Source organism: Zestomonas ipomoeae, assembly GCF_057128665.1.
In genome coordinates this window covers 1-23,144 of the sequence record NZ_JBSKHQ010000018.1, presented here as the reverse complement: position 1 = coordinate 23,144, position 23,144 = coordinate 1, and the positions used below count along the sequence as shown (strand labels likewise).

Below are 23,144 nucleotides of genomic sequence, written 5' to 3'. Positions count from 1 at the left end.
GCCATGGTGCCTGCCCGGTCCTGACGGGCCGGGCGTCGATCACACCCTGAACTGATTGATCAACCGCCGCTGCTGCTCGGCGAGCTGGGTCAGCTCGGCGCTGGCCTGGCTGGCTTCGTCGGCGCCGCCGGCAACCTCGTTGGCGACCTGGCCGATGTTGGTGACGTTGCGGTTGATGTCCTCGGCCACTGCACTCTGTTCCTCTGCGGCACTGGCGATCTGGGTGTTCATCTCGTTGATCACCGACACCGCCTGGGTGATCGACTCCAGCGCATGGGCGGCATCGGCGGCGTGCTGCACGCTATCGTCGGTCTTGGCCTGGCTGGCTTCCATCACGCTCACCACCTCGCGGGTGCCGTGCTGGAGCTGCTGGATCATCGACTGGATTTCCTCGGTGGCCTGCTGGGTCTTCTGCGCCAGGTTGCGCACCTCGTCGGCCACCACGGCGAAGCCTCGGCCCTGTTCGCCGGCGCGGGCTGCCTCGATGGCCGCGTTCAGCGCGAGCAGATTGGTCTGCTCGGCAATGCCGCGAATCGCCACCAGGATGGCGTTGATGTTTTCGCTGTCCTTGGCCAGGCTCTGCACCACGCCGACCGCCCGGCCAATCTCGCTGGCCAGCGCGGCAATGGCCTGGGACGTGCTCTGCACGGTGCGCATGCCATTGTTGGCGGCCTGGTCGGCATGGTTGGCGGCTTCCGCCGCGTGGGTGGCGTTGCGCGCCACGTCCTGGGCGGTGGCGGTCATCTCATGCACGGCGGTGGCCACCAGCTCGATTTCCGAGAGCTGCTTCTGCACGCCCTGGTTGGTGCGTATGGCGATGTCGGCGGTGTATTCGGAGGAGTCGCTGACCTTCTGCACCGAGCTGACCACCTGGCTGATCATCGCCTGCAGCTTGGCCAGGAAGGTGTTGAATCCGCGGGCGATGGCGCCCAGCTCGTCGGCGCGGTTCACCTCCAGGCGCCGGGTCAGGTCGCCTTCGCCCTGGGCGATATCGTCGAGCATGGCCACCATCTGCTTCAGCGGCCGGGCGATACCGTAGCCCACCAGCCAGATTACTCCCAAGCCGATGGCGGCGATCAGCAGGCCGACCAGGGTCATGCCCAGCGCATTCTGCCGCCCCTGGCTGGCCAGCTCGTCCTGCAGCGCATGCAGTTTGCCGAGCACGGCGTCGGTGGGCAGCTCGATCACCAGTGTCCAGCGGGTATCGGTACCGGCGACGCGGAACGGCAGCAGCAGCTGGATCAGCTTCTTCTCTTCATTGACGCGGGACACCGGCTGGTTGTCGGCGCTCTGCTTGACGCGCCCCAGCAGCTCGTTGTCGAACGCCTGGCTGGCCGGCTTGCCGATCAGCGAGGCATCGCGGGTGATGGCGATCAGGTTGCCGTTGTTGGAGATCAATGCCAGCTCGCCGGCACCCTCGTAGAGCTTCTGGTCGGCGTCCTTGAGCAGGTCCTGGATGAAGTCCAGCGCCAGATCGTTACCCACCACGCCGCGGAACTTGCCCTCGACCATGATCGGCGCGTTGAAAGAGGCGACCATCACCTGCTTACCGCCGTAGTCATAGGCGGCGGGGTCGATGACGCAAGGCTTGCCGGTCTGTTTCGGACACAGGTAGTACTCGCCCTCGCGCACGCCGGTGGGCAGCAGCTTCTCGCTCTCCATCTGCGCGGCGGTCAGCGCTTCCATCTTCAGGTTGCCTCCGTCGCGATACCACCAGGGCATGAAACGGCCGGTGTCGTCGTAGCCGCTTTCGGTCTGGCCCTTGTAGAGGTCGTCATCCTGGTCGAAGGCGTTGGGCTCCCAGCCAATGTAGAAATCCAGCAGCTTGGGGTTGGCCTTGAGGTACTCGCCAACCAGCGCGCTGAGTTCCTCGCGGCTTATCTGCAGGGCGCCGTAGTTGTCGCCGCTGCCCATCGCCGCGTTGACCACCGCCAGCGAGGCAGCGGTATTGAGCGGATACTGGAACTCACGCTGCAACTGGTTGACCTGGCTCTGCGCCAGCGTCAGCAGGCGCTCGTCGATCACCTGCTGGAGCAGCGCCTGGGTGCGCTGCTCGACCAGCTCCTGGGTCCGGCTGCTGGCAAACAGTGCGTACAGCAGCAGGGCCAGGACCACGGCGAGAATGCTGGCGCCGGCCATGGCCGCCACGGAAAACTGGATGGACTTGAACTTCATGGGAACTCCGAAAGCGTCAGCTCTGCCCCGGCTTATCGGCCAGGCATGAGCAAATCATTAGTGCGCTCTGTCACAGGCAAGGATAGACGGCGACTATCGGGTCGGTGCGCGGTTGTCCAGGCAGCCTTGCGGACCTAGCATACGGCCGTTGTTTTCACGGAGTACCGGCATGAATTTTCCCCGTTTTCCCGCGATTTGCCTGGCCTTGCTGCTGGCTGGCTGCCAGGCTGTGAACACCACCAGCGGTGGCGCGGTGGGCGTCGAGCGCAAGCAGTACATGTTCAGCATGCTGTCGACCCAGCAGGTCAACCAGATGTATGCGCAGTCCTACCAGCAGACGCTGAGCAAGGCGGCCAGCCAGGGCGCACTGGTGCGCGGCACCGCCAGCGCCAAGCGCCTCAACGTGATCGCCGAACGGCTGATTGCCAAGGCGCCGATCTTCCGCCCCGATGCGGCGCAGTGGCAGTGGGAGGTACATCTGATCAAGAGTCCCGAGCTCAATGCCAGTTGCGGGCCGGGTGGCAAGATCCTGTTCTACAGCGGCCTGATCGAGAAACTTCAGCTGACCGACGATGAGATCGCCGCGGTGATGGGGCACGAAATTGCCCACGCGCTGCGCGAGCACGGTCGCGAGGCAATGTCCAAGGCCTACGGCATCGCCATCGCCCGACAGGGTGCCGGTGCCTTGCTCGGCCTCGGCGAGAACAGCCTGGCCCTGGCCGACACCGTGGTGGAATATGCCCTGACCCTGCCAAACAGCCGCGAGAACGAGCGCGAAGCCGATCTGCTCGGCCTCGAGCTGGCGGCCCGGGCCGGCTACAACCCCAACGCCGCCATCAGCCTGTGGCAGAAGATGGAGCAGGCCGGGGGCGGAGCCCCACCGGAATTCATGAGCACTCACCCGTCCTCCGGCAGCCGTATCGCCGCATTGCAGGCCGCCATTCCCAAGGTCATGCCGCTGTATCAGCAGAATCGCGTGCGCTAGGCGCGGAGGGTCGCCGGGCTCGGGGTTCGCTCTTCGTGACGGGTGGTGAACGGGCCTGAGCTGCGTGGCGCGGCACCGCAGTATTCGCGGGCTGCGCGACAACGGCCTGCTGGCGATGGGCCGGGCGATGTTGGAAAGCGCCTGCACCCGATGGGCCCTAAGGCAGGGCCTTTTCGGCGAAGGGTCGGATGTCCAGCCCCAGTTGGGAGCGAAAGCTTTCCATGTCGAACATGGTGCAGATCTCCTGGATCTCGCCAGCCGGGGTCAGCGTCCAGAACGCCATGGCCGAGATGCTCAGCACTTTGTCGCTGGGTGGATAACCCAGGGCTGGTTTTTCGATGGTGCCGATCAGTGTGCTCCAGGTGAACACCCGGCGATCCTCGGCAATGCACTCTTCGATCACCACCTCCAGATCCGGCATGGCGTCGCGGATCTCCTGCACCATGCGGGCAAAGCCGCTGCTGTCCAACGGGCGGCCGATGAAGGCGCTCTTGTAGATGAAATCCTTGCTGTGCAATTGCTCGGTCAGGGCCAGGCGGCCTTTGTTCCAGCTCAAGTCGATATGTTGCCGGACCAGCTTCTTCATCTCTTCCAGTGACATCGCTCGCTCCATGGGCACGCGGACAAGTGTGCAAGTCTTTGCGCAACTTTAGCAGGGCTTTGTCGGACAGCATTGGCCACAACGCCAGCGCCGCGGTCAGATCGATCCGGCCAGCGTCAGGGCCTGATAGCCGGCATACAGCGCCAGGGCGGCAAAGGCGCTCGCGGCCAGGCGACGAATGAGCGTCAGCGGCAGACGTTCGGCAGCGAAGTTGCCCGCCAGCACCACCGGCACATTGGCCAGCAGCATACCCAGCGTAGTGCCGACCACCACCAGCAAGAAGTGCGGATACTGCGCCGCCAGCATCACCGTGGCGATCTGCGTCTTGTCGCCCATTTCCGCGAGGAAGAAGGCGATCAGCGTCGTGAGAAAGGGGCCGTAGCGCTTCAAACCGGATGCTTCGTCGTCGTCCAGGCGGTCGGGGATCAACGTCCAGATCGCCACGGCGGCGAAGGCCAGGGCGAGCAGGGCGCTCAGCGTGGTTGCCGAGAAGAATCCGGCGACCCAGTTACCGATGGCGCCGGCCGCGAAGTGGTTGGCCAGGGTGGCGACGACGATGCCCCCGATGATCGGCCAGGGACGGCGAAAACGGGCGGCCAGCAACAGGGCGAGCAATTGGGTCTTATCGCCGACTTCCGCCAGGGCAACGATCAGGGTGGGGACGAACAGGGATTCCATCGGGGATTCCTACGGGGCGGGTCGACAGATGGCTATGACACGCACGGCCGACCCACCCCGGGTATTGGCTGTGTGTGTCATAGGTCTTGTCAAACCTCTGCTCGAGGTCGCGGGCGCCATGGTCTGCGGACCAAGTGTGTTGACGCACGCCGGGCGAGCGCTGGGCTCGCGGGAGACTACTCCCCTAGGACGGCGCGCATTCTGCCCGAGCGGGGCCGGGTCGGCAAGCCGGGTCTCGGGATCGGTGCGGCTGGCATGCTCGCGACATGCATTCAGCGGCGCTTGGCCCGATAGATGCGAAAGCCCTCGGCTTCCGCCAGTGCCTGGCACGGACCGAGGTTCTCCTCGATCAGCGGTGCGTACTTGAGAAAGCTATTGGCCACCAGACGCAGCTCGCCGCCCGGAACGAGATGTCGCACCGCTTCACGCAACAACTGCTCGGTGGCCTGGTAGCTGGTGTGCACGCCCTGGTGGAACGGTGGGTTGCTGAGAATCGCGGCCAAGCCCTTGGGCGCTGCCGCGATGCCGTCTCCGGCCATCACCTCGGCTTCCAGGTTATTGGCCGCCAGGGTCAGGCGGCTGCTGGCGACGGCAAAGGCATCCACGTCCAGCAGGGTCAGCGAACTGTGCGGATAACGCCGCTTGAGCACCGCACCGAGCACGCCGGCGCCGCAGCCGAAGTCCAGCAGATGGCCGGGCGGCAGGCCGTCCAGATGTTGCAGCAGCAGCGCGCTGCCCCGGTCGAGCCGGCCATGGCTGAATACGCCGGGCAGGCTGAGAACGTTGAGCGGGCCGTCCGCCAGGTCCAGCGTGTAGCGCTTGGCCAGGGCGTTGAGGTTCGGCTCGGCGGGCGCTCGCGCGACCGCTACCTGCCACAACTGGCAGTGCCGTGCGCTGTCCAGCTTGCGCGGCGTGCCGTAGCCGGCCAACTGCTTGGCCGCGCCTTCGATGCCGCCGCGCTTTTCGCCGACCAGGTACAGCGGCTTGCCGGCCAGGCGAGCCGCCAGGGCTTGCAGGAGATAGGCAGTCAGTTCGCGGGACTTCGGTAGAAACAGCACGGCGCTATCGAATCGCGCCTGCGGTGGCATCACGTCGAACCGGCAGCGTCCGGCGAAGCGTGCCGCCAGACTGGCCTGTTCGCCGGCGTGCCAGCTCCAGCCCTGGGCATCGGGCAAGCGACCCAGCAGGTCGTCGGCCGGCAATCCGGCCAGCAACAGCTTGCCGCCGAACAGCTCGGCCTGGCGCAACAGCACTTCGCTACGCGGGTCCATGAGGGGCTCCTGAAAAAAGCGCGAAGGATAGCAGCCGCCGGTCGCGTTTGAGGAGCGCGGCTATACCACCCGCTGCGGTGCGCCGGCGAAAAAGCCGGCGGCGTTTTCCGCCATCTGCACGACGATGCGTTGCCGCGCCTCGCGGCTGCCCCAGGCGCTGTGCGGGGTGACGATCAACCTGGGGATGTCCGCCGCCAGCAGTACATTGCCGTCTCTCGGCGGTTCCTGGGTCAGCACGTCGGTGGCGGCTCCTCCCAGGTGGCCGGCGCGCAGGGCATCGGCCAGGGCCATTTCGTCCACCAGCCCTCCGCGCGCAGTGTTGATCAGGAAGGCCCCGGGCTTCATCAACGCGAGTTCCCGTGCGCCGATCAGGTGGTGGGTGTGTTCGTTGAGCGGGCAGTGCAGGCTGAGGGCATCCACCTGTGCCAGCAAGTCCGCTAGCGGCAGGCGGTCGTCACGCACGGGTCGCCCCGGCAACTGGCCGAGCAACACGCGCATGCCGAAGGCTTCCGCCAGCCGACCCACCGCGCTGCCCAGTTCGCCGTGGCCGAGCAGGCCGAGGGTCTTGCCCTCCAGTTCGACGATGGGGAAGTCCAGCAGGCAGAACTGCCGGGCCTGCTGCCAGCGGCCGGCGCGCACCGCGGCCTGGTAATCCGGCAGCCGGGTGGCCAGGGCGAGCAGCAGCATCAGGCAATGCTGGGCCACCGAGGGGGTACCGTAACCCTGGCAGTTGCTCACGACCAGGCCATGGGCGCGGGCGGCGGCCAGGTCGATGTTGTTGGTACCGGTGGCGGCCACCAGCACCAGCTTCAGGTCCGGGCAGGCGGCGAAGGTTTCCGCGCTCAGCGGCACCTTGTTGCTGATCGCCACGTGCGCGCCACGCAGCCTGTCGATGACGTGCTCGGCGGTCGTCTGGCCGTGCAGGGCCAGCTCGCCGAAGCACTGGCGCAAGGGAGACAGGTCGAGATCGCCGAGATCCAGGGAGGCATGATCGAGGAACACGGCGCGGCTATTGCTCATCAGCTGTACCTTTTCGAGGTTGAGTGGAGGCGCTAAGGTGGCGAGCCTAGCAGACCGACGACTCGCGAGGCCCTCATGTACTGGACCGAATTCCTCACCGTTGCCCTGATCCACCTGCTCGCCGTGGCCAGCCCCGGCCCGGACTTCGCCGTGGTGGTACGCGAGAGCGTGGGCTACGGCCGGCGCGCCGGCATCTGGACCGCCTTCGGTGTCGGTACCGGCATCTTCGTGCATGTGGCTTATTCGCTGCTGGGAATCGGCCTGATCGTGTCCCAGTCCATCGTGTTGTTCAATGCGCTGAAATGGCTGGCGGCCGCCTATCTGCTGTATATCGGCGTCAAGGCACTGCGTGCCCGCCCGGTGGCCTCGGACAAGGCCGAGGTTACCCTTGCCGCGGGCGAGCGCAGCGCCCGCGGCGCCTTCGCCGTCGGTTTCGTCACCAACGGCCTGAACCCCAAGGCGACGCTGTTCTTCCTCTCGCTGTTCACCGTGGTGATCGACCCGCATACCCCACTGACGGTGCAGGCCGGCTACGGCGTCTACCTGGCATTCGCCACCGCCGCCTGGTTCTGCCTGGTCGCCCTGCTATTCAGCCAGCAACGCGTGCGCGCCGGCTTCGCCCGCCTGGGCCACTGGTTCGATCGGCTGATGGGCACAGTACTGGTCGGGCTGGGGGTGAAGCTGGCGTTTACCGAGTTGCGCTGACCGCTAACGAGAAAGGCCCCGCGTTTGCGGGGCCTGTGGTTTCCGACGTCGCTTACAGCAATTCGACCGCTACCGCCGTCGCTTCGCCGCCGCCGATGCACAGCGAGGCCACGCCGCGTTTGCCGCCTTTCTTGCGCAGGGCGTTGATCAGCGTGAGGATGATGCGCGAGCCGGTGGAGCCGACCGGATGGCCCTGGGCACAGGCACCGCCGAACACGTTGACCTTGGCATGGTCGAGGCCGTGCTCGCGCATCGCCAGCATGGTGACCATGGCGAAGGCTTCGTTGATCTCGAACAGGTCTACGTCGTCCTTGGTCCAGCCGGTCTTCTTGAACAGGTTGCTCATGGCGCCGATGGGGGCGATGGTGAATTCGCTCGGGTCCTGGCTCTGGGTCGCATGGCCGACGATCCGGGCCAGCGGCTTGAGGCCGCGACGGGCCGCTTCTTCAGCGGTCATCAGCACCAGGGCGCTGGCGCCATCGGAGATCGAGCTGGCGTTGGCGGCGGTGATGCTGCCGTCCTTCTTGAAGGCCGGTTTCAGGCTGGGAATTTTCTCCAGATTGGCATTGAGCGGTTGCTCGTCGTCCTTGACCCGTACTTCACCCTTGCGGGTGACCACGGTGACCGGGGCGATCTCGTCGACCAGCGAACCATCGGCAATGGCGGCCTGGGCACGCTTGAGCGATTCGATGGCGTAGGCATCCATGTCCTCGCGGGTGATCCCGTACTTCTCGGCGGTTTCCTGGGCGAAGGAACCCATCAAACGGCCGGTGCGGGCGTCTTCCAGACCATCGAGGAACATGTGGTCCTTCACTTCGCCGTGGCCCATGCGCAGTCCGCTGCGGGCCTTTTCCAGGATGTAGGGGGCATTGGACATGCTTTCCATGCCGCCGGCGACCATCACCGAATTGGTGCCGGCCTTGAGCAGGTCATGGGCCAGCATCACGGCCTTCATGCCGGAGCCGCACAGCTTGTTGATGGTGGTGCAACCGGTCGCGCTGGGCAGGCCGGCACCGAGCGACGCCTGGCGCGCCGGGCCTTGCTTGAGGCCGGCCGGCAGCACGCAGCCCATGATTACTTCCTGCACGTCGGCGGGCTGGATGCCGGCACGAGCGACGGCTTCGCGAATGGCGATGGCGCCCAGCTCGACGGCCGGCACGCTGGAAAGGCTGCCCTGAAAGCCGCCCATTGGGGTGCGGGCGCCGCTGACGATGACGATATCGGACATCGGATTAACCTCTTCGGGTGAGGACCGGGAGCGGTCGATGATGCCGATTCTACCCTGTGACCAAAATCGGCCAAAGAGTCACTCGGCAAATCATTCTTTGGGCTGATTGATGTGCTGGCCAGGCGCTCTAGAGTGCACCTCACTTCAAAAATAACAAGCATGCGCAGGTGCCCCCATGTTGCAGACCCGTATCATCCCGCCGGCAGAAAACGCCCATCCGTATCCCCTGCTGATCAAAAGCCTGCTGCTATCCGGCAGCCGCTACGAGAAGACGCGGGAAATCGTCTATCGCGACCGCATGCGCTACAGCTATGCAACCTTCAACGAGCGCGTCGCGCGCCTGGCCAATGCGCTGACGGCTGCGGGCGTCAAGGCTGGCGATACCGTGGCGGTGATGGATTGGGACAGCCACCGCTACCTCGAGTGCATGTTCGCCATTCCCATGCTCGGTGCGGTCCTGCACACCATCAACATCCGCCTGTCACCGGACCAGATTCTCTACACCATGAATCACGCCGAGGATAAGGTCGTGCTGGTGAACAGCGAGTTCGTGGCGCTCTACAACGGTATTGCCAGCCAGCTGACCACGGTCGAGAAAACCTTGCTGCTGACCGATGGCGAGGATAAGACTGCCGAACTACCGAATCTGGTGGGCGAGTACGAGAGCCTGCTGGAAGCCGCCGGCACCAGCTATGCCTTCGCCGACTTCGACGAGAACTCCGTGGCCACGACCTTCTACACCACCGGCACCACCGGTAACCCCAAGGGCGTGTACTTCACGCACCGGCAACTGGTGCTGCACACCCTGTCCATGGCCAGTGTGCTGGGCAGCCTCGACAGCATCCGGTTGATGGGCAACGACGCCGTCTACATGCCCATCACCCCGATGTTCCACGTGCACGCCTGGGGCGTGCCCTATGTGGCCACCATGCTGGGGGTCAAGCAGGTCTACCCAGGCCGCTACGAGCCGGACATGCTTTGTCGCCTCATCCAGCAGGAAAAGGTCACGTTCTCCCACTGCGTTCCGACCATCCTGCAGATGGTGATGAATGCAGCCGCGGCCAAGGATCACGACTTCAAGGGGCTGAAGATGATCATCGGCGGCAGTGCGCTGACCCGCTCCTTGTACGAAGCCGCCAAGGCCCGCGGCATTCAGCTCACCGCCGCCTACGGCATGTCGGAAACCTGCCCGCTGATCTCCTGCGCCTACCTCAACGAGGAGCTGTGTGCCGGCAGCGAGGACGAGCGCACCACCTACCGTATCAAGGCCGGCGTGCCGGTGCCCCTGGTGGAGGCGGCGATCATGGACGGCGAGGGCAACATGCTGCCCGCCGACGGCGACGCCCAGGGCGAACTGGTATTGCGGGCCCCCTGGCTGACTCAGGGCTATTTCCGCGAGCCGGAGAAGAGTGCGGAACTCTGGGAGCACGGCTGGCTGCATACCGGGGATGTGGCCACGCTCGATGGCATGGGCTTCATCGAAATCCGCGATCGCATCAAGGATGTGATCAAGACCGGCGGCGAGTGGATTTCTTCCCTGGAGCTGGAAGACCTCATCAGTCGTCATCCGGCCGTGCGCGAAGTGGCAGTAGTGGGGGTGCCCGACCCGCAGTGGGGGGAGCGGCCGTTTGCCTTGCTGATCGTGCGTGACGGCGAATCGCTGGATGCCAAGGGCTTGAAAGAACACCTCAAGCCCTTCGTCGAACAGGGGCATATCAACAAGTGGGCGATTCCCACCCAGATCGCCCTTGTTACCGAAATTCCCAAGACCAGCGTAGGTAAGCTGGACAAGAAGCGCATTCGCGTCGACATCGCCCAGTGGCAAGCCTCCGGCAGTGCATTTCTATCCACCCTGTGAGCGCCGCCGGCCGGGTCCCTCGCGGTGACTGATCAGTCAAACAAGCGTTTGGCTTGTTAATTGCTGTTTCGCTGTCGCCCTGGCTCCCTCTGCACTCGGATTACACCCGGTGAAAGCGGCGGGCCAGAGTTCCTGGGGACTGCAAATCACACTTTAGAGCGATCAAGCGGTGATACCTGCTGGCTATAGTCCGCAGCATCCATAACAAAAACACATGGAGTAGCGTCGATGACATCAACAAAACCGTTCTGGCGCCTGGCAAAGTTGCCGCTGGCCGTCAGCCTCGCATCCACTCTCGCCGCTCCGGCATTCGGCGTGACTTTCAATATCGGGGAAATCGAAGGTCAATTCGACTCCGCCCTGTCCGTCGGTGCCAGCTGGTCGGTGCGTCGCGCTGATCCGGATCTGATCGGTTTCAACAACGGTGGCGACGGCCTGTCCCAGACCACCGACGACTCCCGGCAGAACTTCAAGAAGGGCGAAACCTTCTCGAAAATCTTCAAGGGCATTCACGACCTCGAACTGAAGTACAAGGACACCGGCGTATTCGTACGCGGCAAGTACTGGTACGACTTCGAACTGAAGGACGAAGAACGCCTGTACAAGGACATCGACGACCACAACCGCAAGGAAGGTGCCCAAGCTTCCGGCGCGCAGATTCTCGACGCATTCGTCTATCACAACTATGCCATCGGCGATCAACCGGGTTCGGTGCGTCTCGGCAAGCAGGTAGTGAGCTGGGGTGAAAGTACCTTCATCGGTAACTCCATCAACTCAATCAACCCGGTCGATGCCGCCGCATTCCGTCGCCCAGGCTCCGAAATCAAGGAAGGCCTGATTCCGGTCAATATGTTCTACGTGTCCCAGAGCCTGACGGAAGACCTCTCCATGGAGGCCTTCTACCAGTTGGAGTGGGACCAGACAGTTATCGACAACTGCGGAACTTTCTTCGCACAGCCGGATATTTTTCAGGATGGTTGTGACCAAAATCTGGCGGTCTTGCGTACCAGAAATCAGGTTATTGCTGCTGGGGCGGGTGCTTTTATTCCTGCACTGCAAGCAAACGGTGTAACTTGGGGTAGCCCTGACGAAGGGGTGATTGTACGTCGTTCCGGTGATCGCGACCCCAGAGATGATGGTCAGTGGGGCGCTGCATTACGTTATTTTGCACAACCGCTGGATACAGAGTTTGGCCTGTACTTCATGAACTATCATAGCCGTGGGCCTATCTTCAGCGCCCAAGCGCCGGGCCAGTCGGTGTATACGGCTGCGGCGGGCTTTGGAGCGTTGGGGCCGCTCGTTGTTGCTGGAAACTCATCTTATTTCATCGAATACCCAGAGGATATTCGTCTTTATGGATTGAGCTTTTCTACCACACTACCAACCGGTACCGCTTGGAGTGGAGAGATTAGTTATCGTCCCAATGCGCCAGTACAATTGAATACTACCGATGTGCTGTATGCCGGTATTCGCCCCTTGATACCCAATGCTTCTATCTTAGGGGGATCGCTGGCAAGCATTCCTAATACAACATTGCATGGTTATAACCGAAAAGAAATTACCCAATTTCAAACAACCTTTACTCACTTCTTTGATAGGGTGATGGGGGCTAGCCGTCTAACTTTAGTTGGTGAAATTGGTATTGCCCATGTAGGAGGGTTAGAAAGCTCTTCCACTGCGCGTTACGGGCGGGATCCAATTTACGGTCCTGGCCCTCTACCGGGTACAACTAGTGGAATGCCTAGCTGCCGAGCGTTGAATTTCGGTAGCTTGGGTAATAATCCCAATGCTGAAAATCTTACTAAATACTGCGAAGACGACGGTTTCGTAACTAGCACTTCTTGGGGTTACCGCGCCCGCGCTATCTGGGACTACAACGATGCGATCGCCGGTATCAACCTGCGTCCGAGCATCGCCTGGTCCCATGACGTCGACGGTTATGGTCCGAACGGCCTGTTCAACGAAGGCAACAAGGCTATCAGCCTGGGTCTGGATGCCGAGTACCAGAACACCTATACCGCCAGCCTGGCTTACACCGACTTCTTCGGTGGCAAGTACAACACCTCGGTTGATCGCGATTTTGTATCGCTCAGCTTCGGCGTGAACTTCTAAGCGGCCTAGGAATTTCGAGGAAGACTATGCAGATGAAAACAACAAAAGGTCTGTTGCAAACTGGTGTGCTGGCGCTTTCGCTGCTGGCTACCGGTGTGATGGCGGCGGTTTCCGCCGAGGAAGCGGCCAAGCTGGGCACTACCCTGACTCCGGTTGGCGCCGAGAAGGCCGGCAATGCCGATGGCAGCATTCCCGAGTGGACCGGTGGCCTGCCGAAGAACGCCGGTGCCGTCGATCCCCGTGGCTTCCTGGCGAATCCTTTTGCCAACGAGCAGCCGCTGTTCACCATCACCGCGCAGAACATGGACCAGTACAAGGACAAGCTGACCCCCGGTCAGCAGGCCATGTTCAAGCGCTATCCGGATACCTACAAGCTGCCGGTCTACCCGAGCCATCGCAGCGCTACCCTGCCGGACAAGGTGCTGGCCGCTACCAAGCAGAATGCGGTCAACACCAAGATGGTCGAGGGCGGCAACGGCCTGGAGAACTTCCAGGTCGCCAACCCGTTCCCGATCCCGCAGAACGGTCTGGAAGTGATCTGGAACCATATCACCCGCTATCGCGGTGGCAGCGTGCGCCGTCTGGTGACCCAGGCGACCCCGCAGCCGAACGGCTCCTACAGCATGGTGTACTTCCAGGACGAGTTCACCTTCCGTGATGCCTTGAAGGATTACGATCCAAGCAAGCAGAGCAACGTGCTGTTCTACTTCAAGCAGCGGGTAACTGCGCCTTCGCGTCTGGCCGGTAACGTGCTGCTGGTGCACGAGACCCTCAATCAGGTGAAGGAGCCGCGTCTGGCTTGGCTGTACAACGCCGGCCAGCGTCGTGTGCGTCGTGCGCCGCAGGTGTCCTATGACGGTCCGGGCACCGCCGCCGACGGCCTGCGTACTTCCGACAACTTCGACATGTTCAACGGTGCTCCCGACCGTTACGACTGGAAGCTGGTCGGCAAGCAGGAGCTGTACATCCCCTATAACAGCTACCAGCTGGACTCGCCGAAGCTGAAGTACGACGAGATCATCAAGGCTGGCCATATCAACCAGGACCTGACCCGTTACGAGTTGCACCGCGTATGGCATGTGACCGCGACCCTGAAGCCGGGCGAGCGCCACATTTATGCCAAGCGTGACTTCTTCATCGACGAGGACACCTGGCAGGCCGCCGAGATCGATCATTACGATGGTCGCGGTACCCTGTGGCGCGTTGCCGAGGCCCATGCCCAGTACTACTACGACCAGCAAGTGCCGTGGTACACCCTGGAAGCCCTGTACGACCTGCTGTCCGGCCGTTACCTGGCGCTGGGTATGAAGAACGAGGAGAAACAAGCCTACGACTTCAACTACACCGCCTCGGAAAGCGACTACACCCCTGCCGCACTGCGTCAGGCTGGCGTGCGCTAACAGCGTTTCGCGCCAAGAGAGCCGGCCTTCGGGCCGGCTTTTTATTGCCTGCAACTTGTCTTGGCGCCAACGGTCGGGCGAGTACGCAGAAGCCGCGTCCGGCCCGGGTAGCCGCTGGGGCTTCAAATGCGTGCCTTAAGGGTCTAGGCTGCTCTGCGTTTATCCTAAATGCGACGGAGTGGGCAAAACCTAGCGATGACTGACCTGTCGAGTCTGCGAAATGTCGCCTGTCCTGCGCCGACTTCGGTGGAGGCGCGCTTCTTTCGACCTCCGCTGCCGGCCGGTTATGTGCCGCGGCCGCGGTTGTGCGAGCGCTTGGCCATGGGCCTGGATGGCCGCCTGCTGTTGGTCAGTGCGCCGGCCGGCTTTGGCAAAAGCTCGCTGGCCATCGAGTTTTGCGAGCGTCTGCCCGATCAGTGGCAGAGCCTCTGGCTCGGGCTCAGCAAGCGCGATGGCGATCCCGGGCGCTTTCTCGAACGCATGCTCGATGGCCTGCGGCAGTTTTTTCCGGGCCTGGGCGACGAAGCCCTTGGCCTGTTGAAGATGCGCCAGCGTCATCAGCCGTTTGCCTTCGAGGAGTGGCTGGACGGCCTGCTCGACGAGTTGTCCGGTCGCCTCGACCCGGAAGCGCCGGTGTTGCTCGTGCTGGATGACTATCACCTGGCTCAGGGGCCTGTGCTGGACCGTTGTCTGCAATTCTTCCTCAACCATCTGCCGAGCGGCATGCTGCTATTGGTTACCAGTCGGCAGCGCCCTGACTGGCATCTGGCGCGTTTGCGACTGTCCCGCCAACTGCTCGAACTGCATGAGCAGGATCTGCGCCTGACCGCCGAGGAAGTTGGCGAACTGCTGGCCAGCCAGGGCGCGACGATGCAGGGCGAGGCCCTGGAAAGCCTGCTGCAGCGCAGCGAGGGCTGGGTAGCCGGGCTGCGCCTTTGGCTGTTGGCCAAGCAGGATGCGCCGATGCAGGAAGGGCCGGAAAGCGAGCCCCATGGCGCCGAGGGACTGATCCGCGACTACCTGCTGGAGGAAGTGATCGACCTGCAGCCGGCGGCTGTGCAGGCATTCCTCTACGAGACTGCCTACCTTGAGCGCTTCTGTGCCGAGCTGTGCGATGCGGTACGCGAGAGCCATGACAGCGCCTCCATCCTCCAGCACTTGCAGGCGCACCACGTATTCCTAGTGCCGCTGGACGAGCACGGGCACTGGTATCGCTATCACCACCTGTTCTCCGATCTGCTGCGCGCGCGGCCGGCAACCGAGCTATCGCTGCCGCTGGCGAGCCTGCACCTGCGCGCGTGTCGCTGGTTCAGCGAGCAGGGGCTGGTGCACGAGGCGGTCGAGCAGGCCTTGCGTGCCGGCCAGCCGGACGTGGCGGCCAGCCTGGTACAGAACCTTTCCGAGGAGCAGTTGCTTGGCGAGCAGAACGTCGCCATGTTGCTGCGCTGGAAGATGGACCTGCCCGACAGCCTGTTGGTCAGCACGCCGCGTTTGATCCTGCTTTACGGCTGGGCGCTGGCGCTGGCCTGCCAGTTGGATGCGGCCGAGGAGCTGGCGGCCAAACTGGCGCGCTTCCTGCCCGCGGCGACTGCCTCCGAGCAGCAGGGCCTGATGGCCCAGTGGTTGGCCCTGAGCGGCGTGATCGCTCGTGGGCGTGGCGATGGCCGACGTGCCGAACTCTATTGCAGCGAGGCGCTGGCGGTGCTGCCCCAGAACCGCTACGGCCAGCGCCTGATGTGCCTGTCGAACCTGGCCAACCTGGCCATCGTGCGCGGCGATCTGTGGCGGGCCCGTGGACTCAACCGGGAAGCCCTGGAGCTGGCCCAGCGTATCGGCAATCCCCTGTTCGAGGCGCTGGCCTACTACGACCGCGCCCGTGTCCTGCAGGCCCGGGGCGAGGTGGTGCGGGCGCTGGAGGAGGTGCAGCTGGGTAAGGAGCGCCTGCGCGATCTGCCGGCGCAACGACGCTACGCGGTGCGCGCGCGGCTGAGTCTCTACGAGGGCCTGTTGCTGAGCATCCGCCTGCAGCCGGCGGCGGCCCGGGAAGTGCTGCTGTCCGGCATCGCCGAGGCGCGCGCCTGCCGGGACGTCAGCCTGCTGATCGGCCATTGCGTGCTGGCCAGCATGGATGGGCGCGCCGGGCGCCTGACCGAGGCCTTCGCCCAGCTCGCCGAGGCGGAGCGGTTAATGCATATCTGGGATGTACCGCCGGTCTACTACCTGGCGATCATCACACTGGTCAAATGCGAGCTATGGCTGGCCCAGGGCCAACGGGAGCTGGCCGGTGCCTGGTTGGCGCGGCTGGCGGACACCTATGGCGGCGAGGGGGCGGCTGCCGCACCGGAGTTGCACCCGCAGTTGCCGCTGCATATCGGCTTGGAGCGCGCCTCCCTGGAGCGCATCGAGGGCGACCTGCAGGGGGCCGAGCGCCGTCTGCGGGCGTTGAGCATCCAGGCCAAGACCATCGGTGGGCATCTGCTCGGGGTGATTGCCGAGGTGCAACTGAGCCTTTTGCTGTTGACCCTCGGGCGCGAGCGCGAGGCCCAGCAAATGCTGGCGGCGAGCCTGGATGCGGCGATCGGTGGCGGCCTGCTGCCGTTCAGCGAGCTGCTGGTGCATCGTCCCGACTGGTTCCGCGAGCAGTTGCAGGCCTGGTCCGATTGTCCGGCCCGTGATGAGCTGCTTGCCCTGTTACCTACCCCTCAGGACGAACTGGAACTGGCCGATGCCCAGGCGCCGGCCGAACCGCTGAGCAGCCGGGAATTGGCGGTGCTGCGGCTGATCGCGCAGGGGTGCTCGAACCAGGAAATCAGCGACCGGCTGTTCATCTCTCTGCATACGGTCAAGACCCACGCTCGTCATATCAACAGCAAGCTCGGGGTAGAGCGGCGGACCCAGGCGGTGGCGCGGGCCAAGGCGCTGGGCCTGCTGCGCTGAGGTTTGCCGACGGGGCTAGGGTTGCTCCGGAGGCGTCAGGTCGAGCGTGGCGGTGGGCTTTTTCGGCGCGACCGGCTCGGCCAGGCGTTGCTGCATGTCGGCCTGGATGGCGGTCAAGACCGGCAGTGCGCCGGCCAGGCTGGTGCGCACTTCGCCATAGGGATGCTGCTCGGCCAGTCGGGAAATCCGCTGGAGCAGTTCATCGCGTACTTCGCCGCGCAGGTGCACGAACAGTTCCGGCAACTGCTGGCTCAATTCCGCGCCATAGGTCACCAGCTCTTGGCGGCCGAATTGCCGGGTCAGGTCGAGGTAGTCCAGTGCGCTGGAAATGAGCATGGCGGCGGCCGCCTTGGTTTCCTGCAGGCCTTGCAGGCGCACCGGGCTGCTCTGTTCGCGCTCGGCCAGGGTCATCCAGAACTCGGTGGTCAGGGTGAACAGGATGGCCTGCTGGCGCAGCGAGTAGGTCATCAAGCCGAGCGCCTCACTGCCGTAGGGTTGCTGTGCGGCGCGGAAGTCGAAGTACAGGCGCATCAACTCTTTCAGCGCGAACAGCACTTCACGCGCTTCGTTCTGCCTCAGCTCCAGCGGCGCATAGATATTCAGCTGCGGCCGGAAGTTCTCCTCGCTGACCATGCGCCGGTAGATCGGCCCGGTAAATTCGCCGCTGCGCCGTGGCAGGGCGTTGGCTTGGGTGGTATCGATCTGCCGCAGCGCGCCGATCAGCAAGTGGTAGTCGGCGCTGTTCCAGGGCTTCTGGATATCCGGGATTTTCTGGCCGAGGTAGAACAGCTCGTTCGCCAGCAGCGGGCGCGCGACAACCAGCAAAAGGATGGCCAGCGGGCAGAGCAAATGGCGTGTTAGCTTCATCGACAACAGAATCCGGCGAAAGGGCGTGGCCAAGAGTAGCCAGCTCGCTCGGCGGCGTCACCCGCGCCTTGGTTGGGAGAGCACGCACATGGACATGGCCGAATCCGGAGCGATCCGCGCGGTCTTCGAGGACCTTGGCGGCTACAACGCCGTGGCCCGGCAGCAGGGCGAGGCGGGGGAGGGCCCGCTGGTCGGGCATCTGCAGCGCACCAACATCCAACTGGCGGCGATTCCGGTATTCGCCCGCAAGGGATTGGCCGAAACCACCGTGAACGACCTGCTGGAGGCGGCCAAGGTGTCGCGACGTACCTTCTACAAGTACTTCGCCAACAAGATGGAGGTGCTCGAAGGCATCTACCAGACTGCCGTATCGCTGCTGCTGGCGCGTTTTCGTGAAATGCAGCCTGCTGCCGGCAGCCCCCAGGCCTGGCTGCGCAGCATGGTCGAGCGCTTCTTCGACTACCACTTGGCGGTGGGGCCGATCATTCGGCTGATGCAGGAGGAAGCCCTGCGCGCGGACTCGCCGCTGGCCGCCCATCGCCAGCGGGCCCACCTGGAAATGGTGCGCCTGCTCGGCGAGCGCCTGGACGGCAGCGCGGCCCAGGACCCGCTCACCTATCGCGCGCTGATCTGGGCCCTGGAAGCCTCTTCCCTGGAGTTGCTCAGCAGCGCTGCCCGCCGCGATGAGGTGGAAAAGGCCAAGCGTGTATTGGGCGATCTTTTGATAGCTGCGCTCTGCCCAGGCTCAACCTAGGTTGGGCGTCAGCCGGCGCCGTGCGTGTTCTGATAGGTCATCCCATAAGAACAACACGAGGTGCCCATGTCCGCTTCCAGCCTTTCCCTCAGCCCGCCGTTGCTATCCCGCCTGGGCTTCGGTGCCTTGCCCCTGGAGCGACTGAAGGCCCGCTACGCCCACTCGGAAAGCGGCTCGCGCTTCGTCGAACTGGACGGCTTTTCCGTGCACTACCGCGACGAGGGCAGCCGCGACAAGCCGGTACTGGTGTTGATCCATGGCGTGGTTTCTTCGTTGCATACCTGGGACGGCTGGGTGCACGACCTGCAGGCGCACTACCGTATCGTGCGGTTCGACGTGCCGGGCTTCGGCCTGACCGGCCCGGCCCGCGACGGTCTATACACTGCCGAGCGCATGTTGCGCGTGCTCGGCCTGCTGCTCGACTGCCTGGGTGTCGAGCGGGCGCACATCGCCGGGAATTCCCTGGGGGGCTATATCGCCTGGAACTTCGCTCTGGCGCAGCCACAGCGGGTAGACAAGCTGATTCTCGTCGACCCCGCCGGTTACCACATGCAGCGAGTGCCCTGGATGATCGCCGTGGCGGGGCTGCCGGGTTCGCCCTGGATCGCTCCGTTGTGGATGCCGCAGGCACTGCTCGCCCGGGGAATCCAGGAGGTCTATGGCGATCCGGCCCGTATCCGGCCCGGTCTGGTGGAACGCTATTACGACCTGACCCGCCGCCCCGGCAATCGCCGGGCGATGATGGAAATCTTCCGTGTGCTGCTGGCCGCCAATCGCGACGAATTGCCGGGCACGCCTGCGCGGGTTGCGCAGATCAAGGCCCCGACACTGCTGATGTGGGGCGACCGCGATCGCTGGATTTCCCCCGGGCATGTACCGCTGTGGCAGCGCGACCTGCCGGGAATCCGGGTGCGTACCTATGCTGGAGTCGGGCATGTGCCAATGGAGGAAATTCCCCAGCAGACAGCGGCGGATGCGCTGGCATTCTTGCGCGATTGATGCTGGCCAGCCGGGGCAGCGCGGCTGGCGTTGAGCGAAGCCCAACAAGGGTTTGAAGTCTGGCGCGGCCTCGTTGGGCTTCGTCGCTGCGCTCCTCGATGCCAGCCTGCGGGCACCTTCTGACGCTGCGAATTCAGGCCCCTGCCGGTTGCGGGTCGAACTCCAGGCGATACTTTTCCACCAGATGCAGGTTGTCATGCTGCCAGGGGTGGAAGTCGGCCTTGTAGAAATCGCAATACACGCCGATCAGCTTGCGGTAGATGCCGTTCCTGCCCCACAGCCAGATCAGGCCGTCGCGCCAGACGCGCCAGTTCCATAGCAGGCCGTCGCGCTTGAGCATCTGCACCAGGCCCTTGGTGGTATCGAGAAAGAAGAAGAAGGTGCTCTGCAGCATCGCCCGGCGCCGAAGCCAGCGGCTGCCGCTGATCTGCTGGAACACGTCGAAGGCCACCGCCTTGTGCTCGGTTTCCTCCAGGGCATGCCAGCGCCATAGGCGGGCCAGGCGTGGGTCGGCGCCCCCCATCCAGGCGGGATCGGTGAGCAGCGCGTCGGCCATGATCGCCGTCAGGTGCTCGGTGGCGCAGGTGGCGGCCAACTGCAGCTCGGGCGAGACATGCTTCCTCACGAACCCGAGGCGACGTTGCAGGCCCTTCTCCAGGCGGTCGATGTCGTAACCCTGCTCCCGCAGGCGCTGGCTGTACTCCAGGTGTTCGCGGCTGTGGTGACCCTCCTGGCCGATAAAGCCGCGGATCTGTTCCTTCAGCAGCGGGTCGTCGATCTTTTCGCGAAATAGTCTCACCGAATCGATGAAGAAACGCTCGCCGTCCGGAAACAGCACAGACATGGCATTGAAGAAGTGCGTCTTGAAGGCATCGCCGCTGTGCCAGTGCCGCGGCATCGGGTCGGGCAGGTCGAAGTCCGGTTGACGCGGCCGGATCTGCAAACCGGGCGGTGTAGTGCTGGCCATGCTGACTCCTCGGGGACATTGGGACCATGGTCCACTATGGGCTTGCCGGCTTTTGTCGGACAAGGTTATCTTCTGCCATTCTTCGAGTCATATCCGGCCAGCGCCTGCCAATGAAACACGCCTTCGATTTCTCCGCCGAGTTGGTGCCGCTCGCCTATGTCGCGGCGCTGATCGCGCAGGCGGAAGAGTTGGGGCTGTCGCGCGATGAGCTGTTCGCCAGCGGCGGGGTCCGCCCCGAGGTCCTGGAAAACCCCGGCGGGCGGGTGTCGTTCGCTACCTTCCATCAACTGGCGGGCGCCGCCCTGGCTGGCTGCCGAGAGCCGGCGCTGGGGCTGCTGTTCGGCCAGCGGCTGAACGTATCCACCCACGGCATTCTCGGCTACGCGGTGCTGGCCAGCGCCAACCTGGGCAAGGCGATGCAGTTCGCCCTGAAGTACTACCGGGTGCTCGGGTTGTCCTTCGAGCTGGAACTGGTGGAGCTGGGGGATCGGGTCGAGCTGCGGGCCAGCGAGTCCATGCCGCTCGGCGCGCTCTCCTGCTTCGCCGCCGAGGCCCTGGTGGGCAGCCTGCACGGCATCGCCCGTTTCCTGGTCGGCGAGTCGCTGCGGGGCCTCGAACTCGGCTTCGCCTACCCGGCGCCGCCCCATGCCGCGCGCTACCAGCAGATTTTCGAAGCGCCGGTGGCCTTCGATCAGCCTTACCACCGCGTTTGCTTGCCAAGCGCCTACCTCGATCGGCCGATGGCACTGGCCAACCCGGCCACGGTGCAGATGTGCGAGCAGCAATGCGAGGCGCTGCTGGCCAGCCTCGATGTGGAGGAGGCGCTGCTCACGCGCCTGCGCCGATTGCTGCTGGCCCGCCCCGGCGAATTCCCCGACCTGGACAACGCCGCCCGCGCGCTGCACACCAGCGGCCGCAGTCTGCGCCGGCACCTGGCCGGGCTCGGCACCAGCTACCAGCAGGTGCTGGACGAGGTGCGCAAACGCCTGGCTCTGCAATACCTCGGCAGCACCCAGTTGCCGCTGTTCGAAATCGCCCTGCTGCTCGGCTTCAACGACCCCTCCAACTTCCGCCGCGCGTTCAAGAAGTGGACGGGCAAGTTGCCGAGCGATTACCGTGCCGACCCTTGAGTACGAGGACCTCCGATGAACACTGCCCAACCCGCCCTGATCCGCGAAACCTTCCCTGTCGGCCCCTTGCAGTGCAACTGCGCAAATCACTGATTTTCCAAGTGACTGATTTTTCTGGGTTTATCTGTTTTTCTTCTTTTATATCAATGGTTTGGGTGTGAGCAGTGCATTGCATCGTTTATCGGTGTTCTGCAGGCTTTTGCAGTCTAGGTGTGCCAGATTTGTGCCGAAGCCCGGGGGCTATTTTCATGCAGCTGGCCGGCACCCCCGTCACTGAACTAGCTGCTGATTGCCCAAGGCCCTGACTCCTTGTGCATCCACCAGCAGCCCCTCGTTTGGTAAGAAATCTTCGCAAACCGTACCGTGAGTGCAGAATTGTGTTGCACGAGTCTGGCGGCATTCGCAAACCAATGCAGCCATGAGCACGAGTCGTGATCTGGCTGAGACGAGTGCCAGGCCATGCAAGCTCTGCTTACAGTTGATCAACTTTCCATCTATCTGCAAAAGTCAGTCGCGAGCATCCGTAGCGACGTTACGCGCAATCCCCTGGCTCTTCCGCCGATTTGTCGGTTGCCCGGCACCAAGAGGCTGCTGTGGCGGGTAGAGGATGTCGAGCAGTGGCTGGCAGAGCATGTGGTCAGTGTGGATGCCATTGCTTCCACTGTGCCCCAGGAAAAGACTCGACGCGGGCGGCCGAGCAAGGCCGAGCAGGTTAGCCGTCAGCGGCGCCTGGTTCGATGAGCCGAGAGGTTTCAGTCTCTCCGGCTTCGCTTGCGGCACGAGTGGAGCGTATCCGGAGATCCGTGTCGGTTAAGGATCTGGCTAAGCCTGCTCCTCGACAACTGTTCTTGCCTGGTCTTCACGAGATTTACCGGGCCATGCCGAACCATATTGCCCGCTCCAGCTTATTTGCCCCTGTGGCCCGTGGGCCCAAGCAGATGCACAAGGCGAGCATGCTGGTCAGTCGGAAAGATGCAGTAATCACGTTCTGGGGCGAGCAGCTCGATGAAACCCAGGCCGATGTTTGGATGCAGTTGATGCACGAGGCGACAAAAGGTCCGCTAGGAGAACCTGTGCCTATCAACCGTGCCAGGCTACTGAAAGCCATTGGCAGGAAGACCGGAAATTACGAGTACCAATGGCTGCATCGAACGATGAAGGCTCTGACCTTTGCGATGCTTGTTATCGAGACGACCAAGCAAGGCAAGCCTAAGCTTGAAGTCGGTAAGGCCGAGACCCTGCACATGATCGACAAGTTTGCATATGACCCAGCGCGTGAGTGCTACACGATCTCTATCGATCCCAGGTGGCGGCTCCTCTATGGCAATTGCGAGTATGCGTTGATCGATTGGGAAAAGCGGTTGCAGATTCGCAAGGGGCTGATCTTGCCCAGCAATCGTGGACACCCCGTTAAGCGATAAACTCTAACGAGGTGAACCATGGCAAGACCAGCAACC

General features: G+C 63.6%; 19 protein-coding genes and 1 riboswitch. Of the genes, 11 read left to right on the top strand and 8 right to left on the bottom strand.

All coding sequences use genetic code 11. The features are described from left to right. Positions 1-39: 39 nt before the first annotated feature. Complete coding sequence (locus ACWKV7_RS17890) at positions 40-2,175, bottom strand: methyl-accepting chemotaxis protein (RefSeq protein WP_483859055.1); 2,136 nt, start codon at positions 2,173-2,175, stop codon at positions 40-42. Positions 2,176-2,344: 169 nt separating this feature from the next. Between ACWKV7_RS17890 and ACWKV7_RS17885 the strand changes: the two genes are divergently transcribed. Beyond that, the gene (locus tag ACWKV7_RS17885) at positions 2,345-3,160 is read left to right on the top strand and encodes a M48 family metallopeptidase (RefSeq protein WP_483859054.1); all 816 of its coding nucleotides are present in this window, start codon (positions 2,345-2,347) and stop codon (positions 3,158-3,160) included. A gap of 157 nt (positions 3,161-3,317) precedes the next feature. Here the strand turns inward: ACWKV7_RS17885 and ACWKV7_RS17880 are convergent, their stop codons facing one another. From ACWKV7_RS17880 to ACWKV7_RS17865, 4 genes are all read right to left on the bottom strand, one after another. Beyond that, positions 3,318-3,761 carry a ketosteroid isomerase-related protein gene (locus tag ACWKV7_RS17880; protein WP_483859053.1) on the bottom strand — a complete coding sequence of 148 codons (444 nt, stop codon included), beginning with the start codon at positions 3,759-3,761 and terminating at the stop codon, positions 3,318-3,320. A gap of 96 nt (positions 3,762-3,857) precedes the next feature. Then, entirely contained in the window at positions 3,858-4,439 is a 582-nt protein-coding gene (locus ACWKV7_RS17875) for a TMEM165/GDT1 family protein (protein WP_483859052.1), read from the bottom strand. A 20-nt stretch (positions 4,440-4,459) separates the two neighbouring features. Then, positions 4,460-4,636: riboswitch (yybP-ykoY riboswitch) on the bottom strand. A gap of 75 nt (positions 4,637-4,711) precedes the next feature. Next, entirely contained in the window at positions 4,712-5,710 is a 999-nt protein-coding gene (locus tag ACWKV7_RS17870; protein ID WP_483859051.1) for a methyltransferase, read from the bottom strand. Positions 5,711-5,770: 60 nt separating this feature from the next. Further along, positions 5,771-6,730: a 2-hydroxyacid dehydrogenase gene (locus tag ACWKV7_RS17865; RefSeq protein WP_483859050.1), complete on the bottom strand. Its 960-nt coding sequence runs from the start codon at positions 6,728-6,730 to the stop codon at positions 5,771-5,773. Between the two features lie 75 nt (positions 6,731-6,805). Here ACWKV7_RS17865 and ACWKV7_RS17860 point away from each other — a divergent pair, with 75 nt between their 5' ends. Beyond that, entirely contained in the window at positions 6,806-7,435 is a 630-nt protein-coding gene (locus ACWKV7_RS17860; protein WP_483859049.1) for a LysE family translocator, read from the top strand. Positions 7,436-7,487: 52 nt separating this feature from the next. Here the strand turns inward: ACWKV7_RS17860 and ACWKV7_RS17855 are convergent, their stop codons facing one another. Then, the gene (locus tag ACWKV7_RS17855; RefSeq protein WP_483859048.1) at positions 7,488-8,663 is read right to left on the bottom strand and encodes a thiolase family protein; all 1,176 of its coding nucleotides are present in this window, start codon (positions 8,661-8,663) and stop codon (positions 7,488-7,490) included. Positions 8,664-8,838: 175 nt separating this feature from the next. On the opposite strand from ACWKV7_RS17855, the gene ACWKV7_RS17850 reads away from it, so the two are divergent. The 4 genes from ACWKV7_RS17850 to ACWKV7_RS17835 all read left to right on the top strand — a co-directional run bounded on the left by ACWKV7_RS17850 (position 8,839) and on the right by ACWKV7_RS17835 (position 16,970). Beyond that, positions 8,839-10,521 carry a fatty acid--CoA ligase gene (locus ACWKV7_RS17850; RefSeq protein ID WP_483859047.1) on the top strand — a complete coding sequence of 561 codons (1,683 nt, stop codon included), beginning with the start codon at positions 8,839-8,841 and terminating at the stop codon, positions 10,519-10,521. A 228-nt stretch (positions 10,522-10,749) separates the two neighbouring features. Continuing rightward, complete coding sequence (locus ACWKV7_RS17845; RefSeq protein ID WP_483859046.1) at positions 10,750-12,633, top strand: DUF1302 domain-containing protein; 1,884 nt, start codon at positions 10,750-10,752, stop codon at positions 12,631-12,633. A 32-nt stretch (positions 12,634-12,665) separates the two neighbouring features. Further along, positions 12,666-14,033 (top strand): DUF1329 domain-containing protein, encoded by a 1,368-nt coding sequence (locus ACWKV7_RS17840; RefSeq protein WP_483859045.1) that lies wholly within the window; start codon positions 12,666-12,668, stop codon positions 14,031-14,033. A 195-nt stretch (positions 14,034-14,228) separates the two neighbouring features. After that, the gene (locus ACWKV7_RS17835; RefSeq protein ID WP_483859044.1) at positions 14,229-16,970 is read left to right on the top strand and encodes a winged helix-turn-helix domain-containing protein; all 2,742 of its coding nucleotides are present in this window, start codon (positions 14,229-14,231) and stop codon (positions 16,968-16,970) included. 15 nt (positions 16,971-16,985) lie between these two features. Here the strand turns inward: ACWKV7_RS17835 and ACWKV7_RS17830 are convergent, their stop codons facing one another. Continuing rightward, positions 16,986-17,837 carry a hypothetical protein gene (locus ACWKV7_RS17830; RefSeq protein ID WP_483859043.1) on the bottom strand — a complete coding sequence of 284 codons (852 nt, stop codon included), beginning with the start codon at positions 17,835-17,837 and terminating at the stop codon, positions 16,986-16,988. 88 nt (positions 17,838-17,925) lie between these two features. Between ACWKV7_RS17830 and ACWKV7_RS17825 the strand changes: the two genes are divergently transcribed. Together ACWKV7_RS17825 and ACWKV7_RS17820 are read left to right on the top strand one after the other, a co-directional pair. Beyond that, a complete protein-coding gene (locus ACWKV7_RS17825) occupies positions 17,926-18,591 on the top strand; it encodes a TetR/AcrR family transcriptional regulator (protein ID WP_483859042.1) in 666 nt (221 codons plus the stop codon). Between the two features lie 66 nt (positions 18,592-18,657). Then, positions 18,658-19,590 (top strand): alpha/beta fold hydrolase, encoded by a 933-nt coding sequence (locus ACWKV7_RS17820; RefSeq protein WP_483859041.1) that lies wholly within the window; start codon positions 18,658-18,660, stop codon positions 19,588-19,590. 133 nt (positions 19,591-19,723) lie between these two features. Here the strand turns inward: ACWKV7_RS17820 and ACWKV7_RS17815 are convergent, their stop codons facing one another. Continuing rightward, complete coding sequence (locus ACWKV7_RS17815; RefSeq protein ID WP_483859040.1) at positions 19,724-20,557, bottom strand: metal-dependent hydrolase; 834 nt, start codon at positions 20,555-20,557, stop codon at positions 19,724-19,726. A 110-nt stretch (positions 20,558-20,667) separates the two neighbouring features. Between ACWKV7_RS17815 and ACWKV7_RS17810 the strand changes: the two genes are divergently transcribed. From ACWKV7_RS17810 to trfA, 3 genes are all read left to right on the top strand, one after another. Next, positions 20,668-21,687, top strand: coding sequence for an AraC family transcriptional regulator (locus tag ACWKV7_RS17810; protein WP_483859039.1), 1,020 nt, complete (start codon positions 20,668-20,670; stop codon positions 21,685-21,687). Positions 21,688-22,146: 459 nt separating this feature from the next. After that, positions 22,147-22,428, top strand: a complete 282-nt coding sequence (locus tag ACWKV7_RS17805) for a DNA-binding protein (RefSeq protein ID WP_483859038.1) — start codon at positions 22,147-22,149, stop codon at positions 22,426-22,428. Between the two features lie 62 nt (positions 22,429-22,490). Beyond that, on the top strand, positions 22,491-23,108 hold the full coding sequence (gene trfA, locus ACWKV7_RS17800) for a plasmid replication initiator TrfA (RefSeq protein ID WP_483859037.1): 618 nt from the start codon (positions 22,491-22,493) through the stop codon (positions 23,106-23,108). Positions 23,109-23,144: the final 36 nt, after the last annotated feature.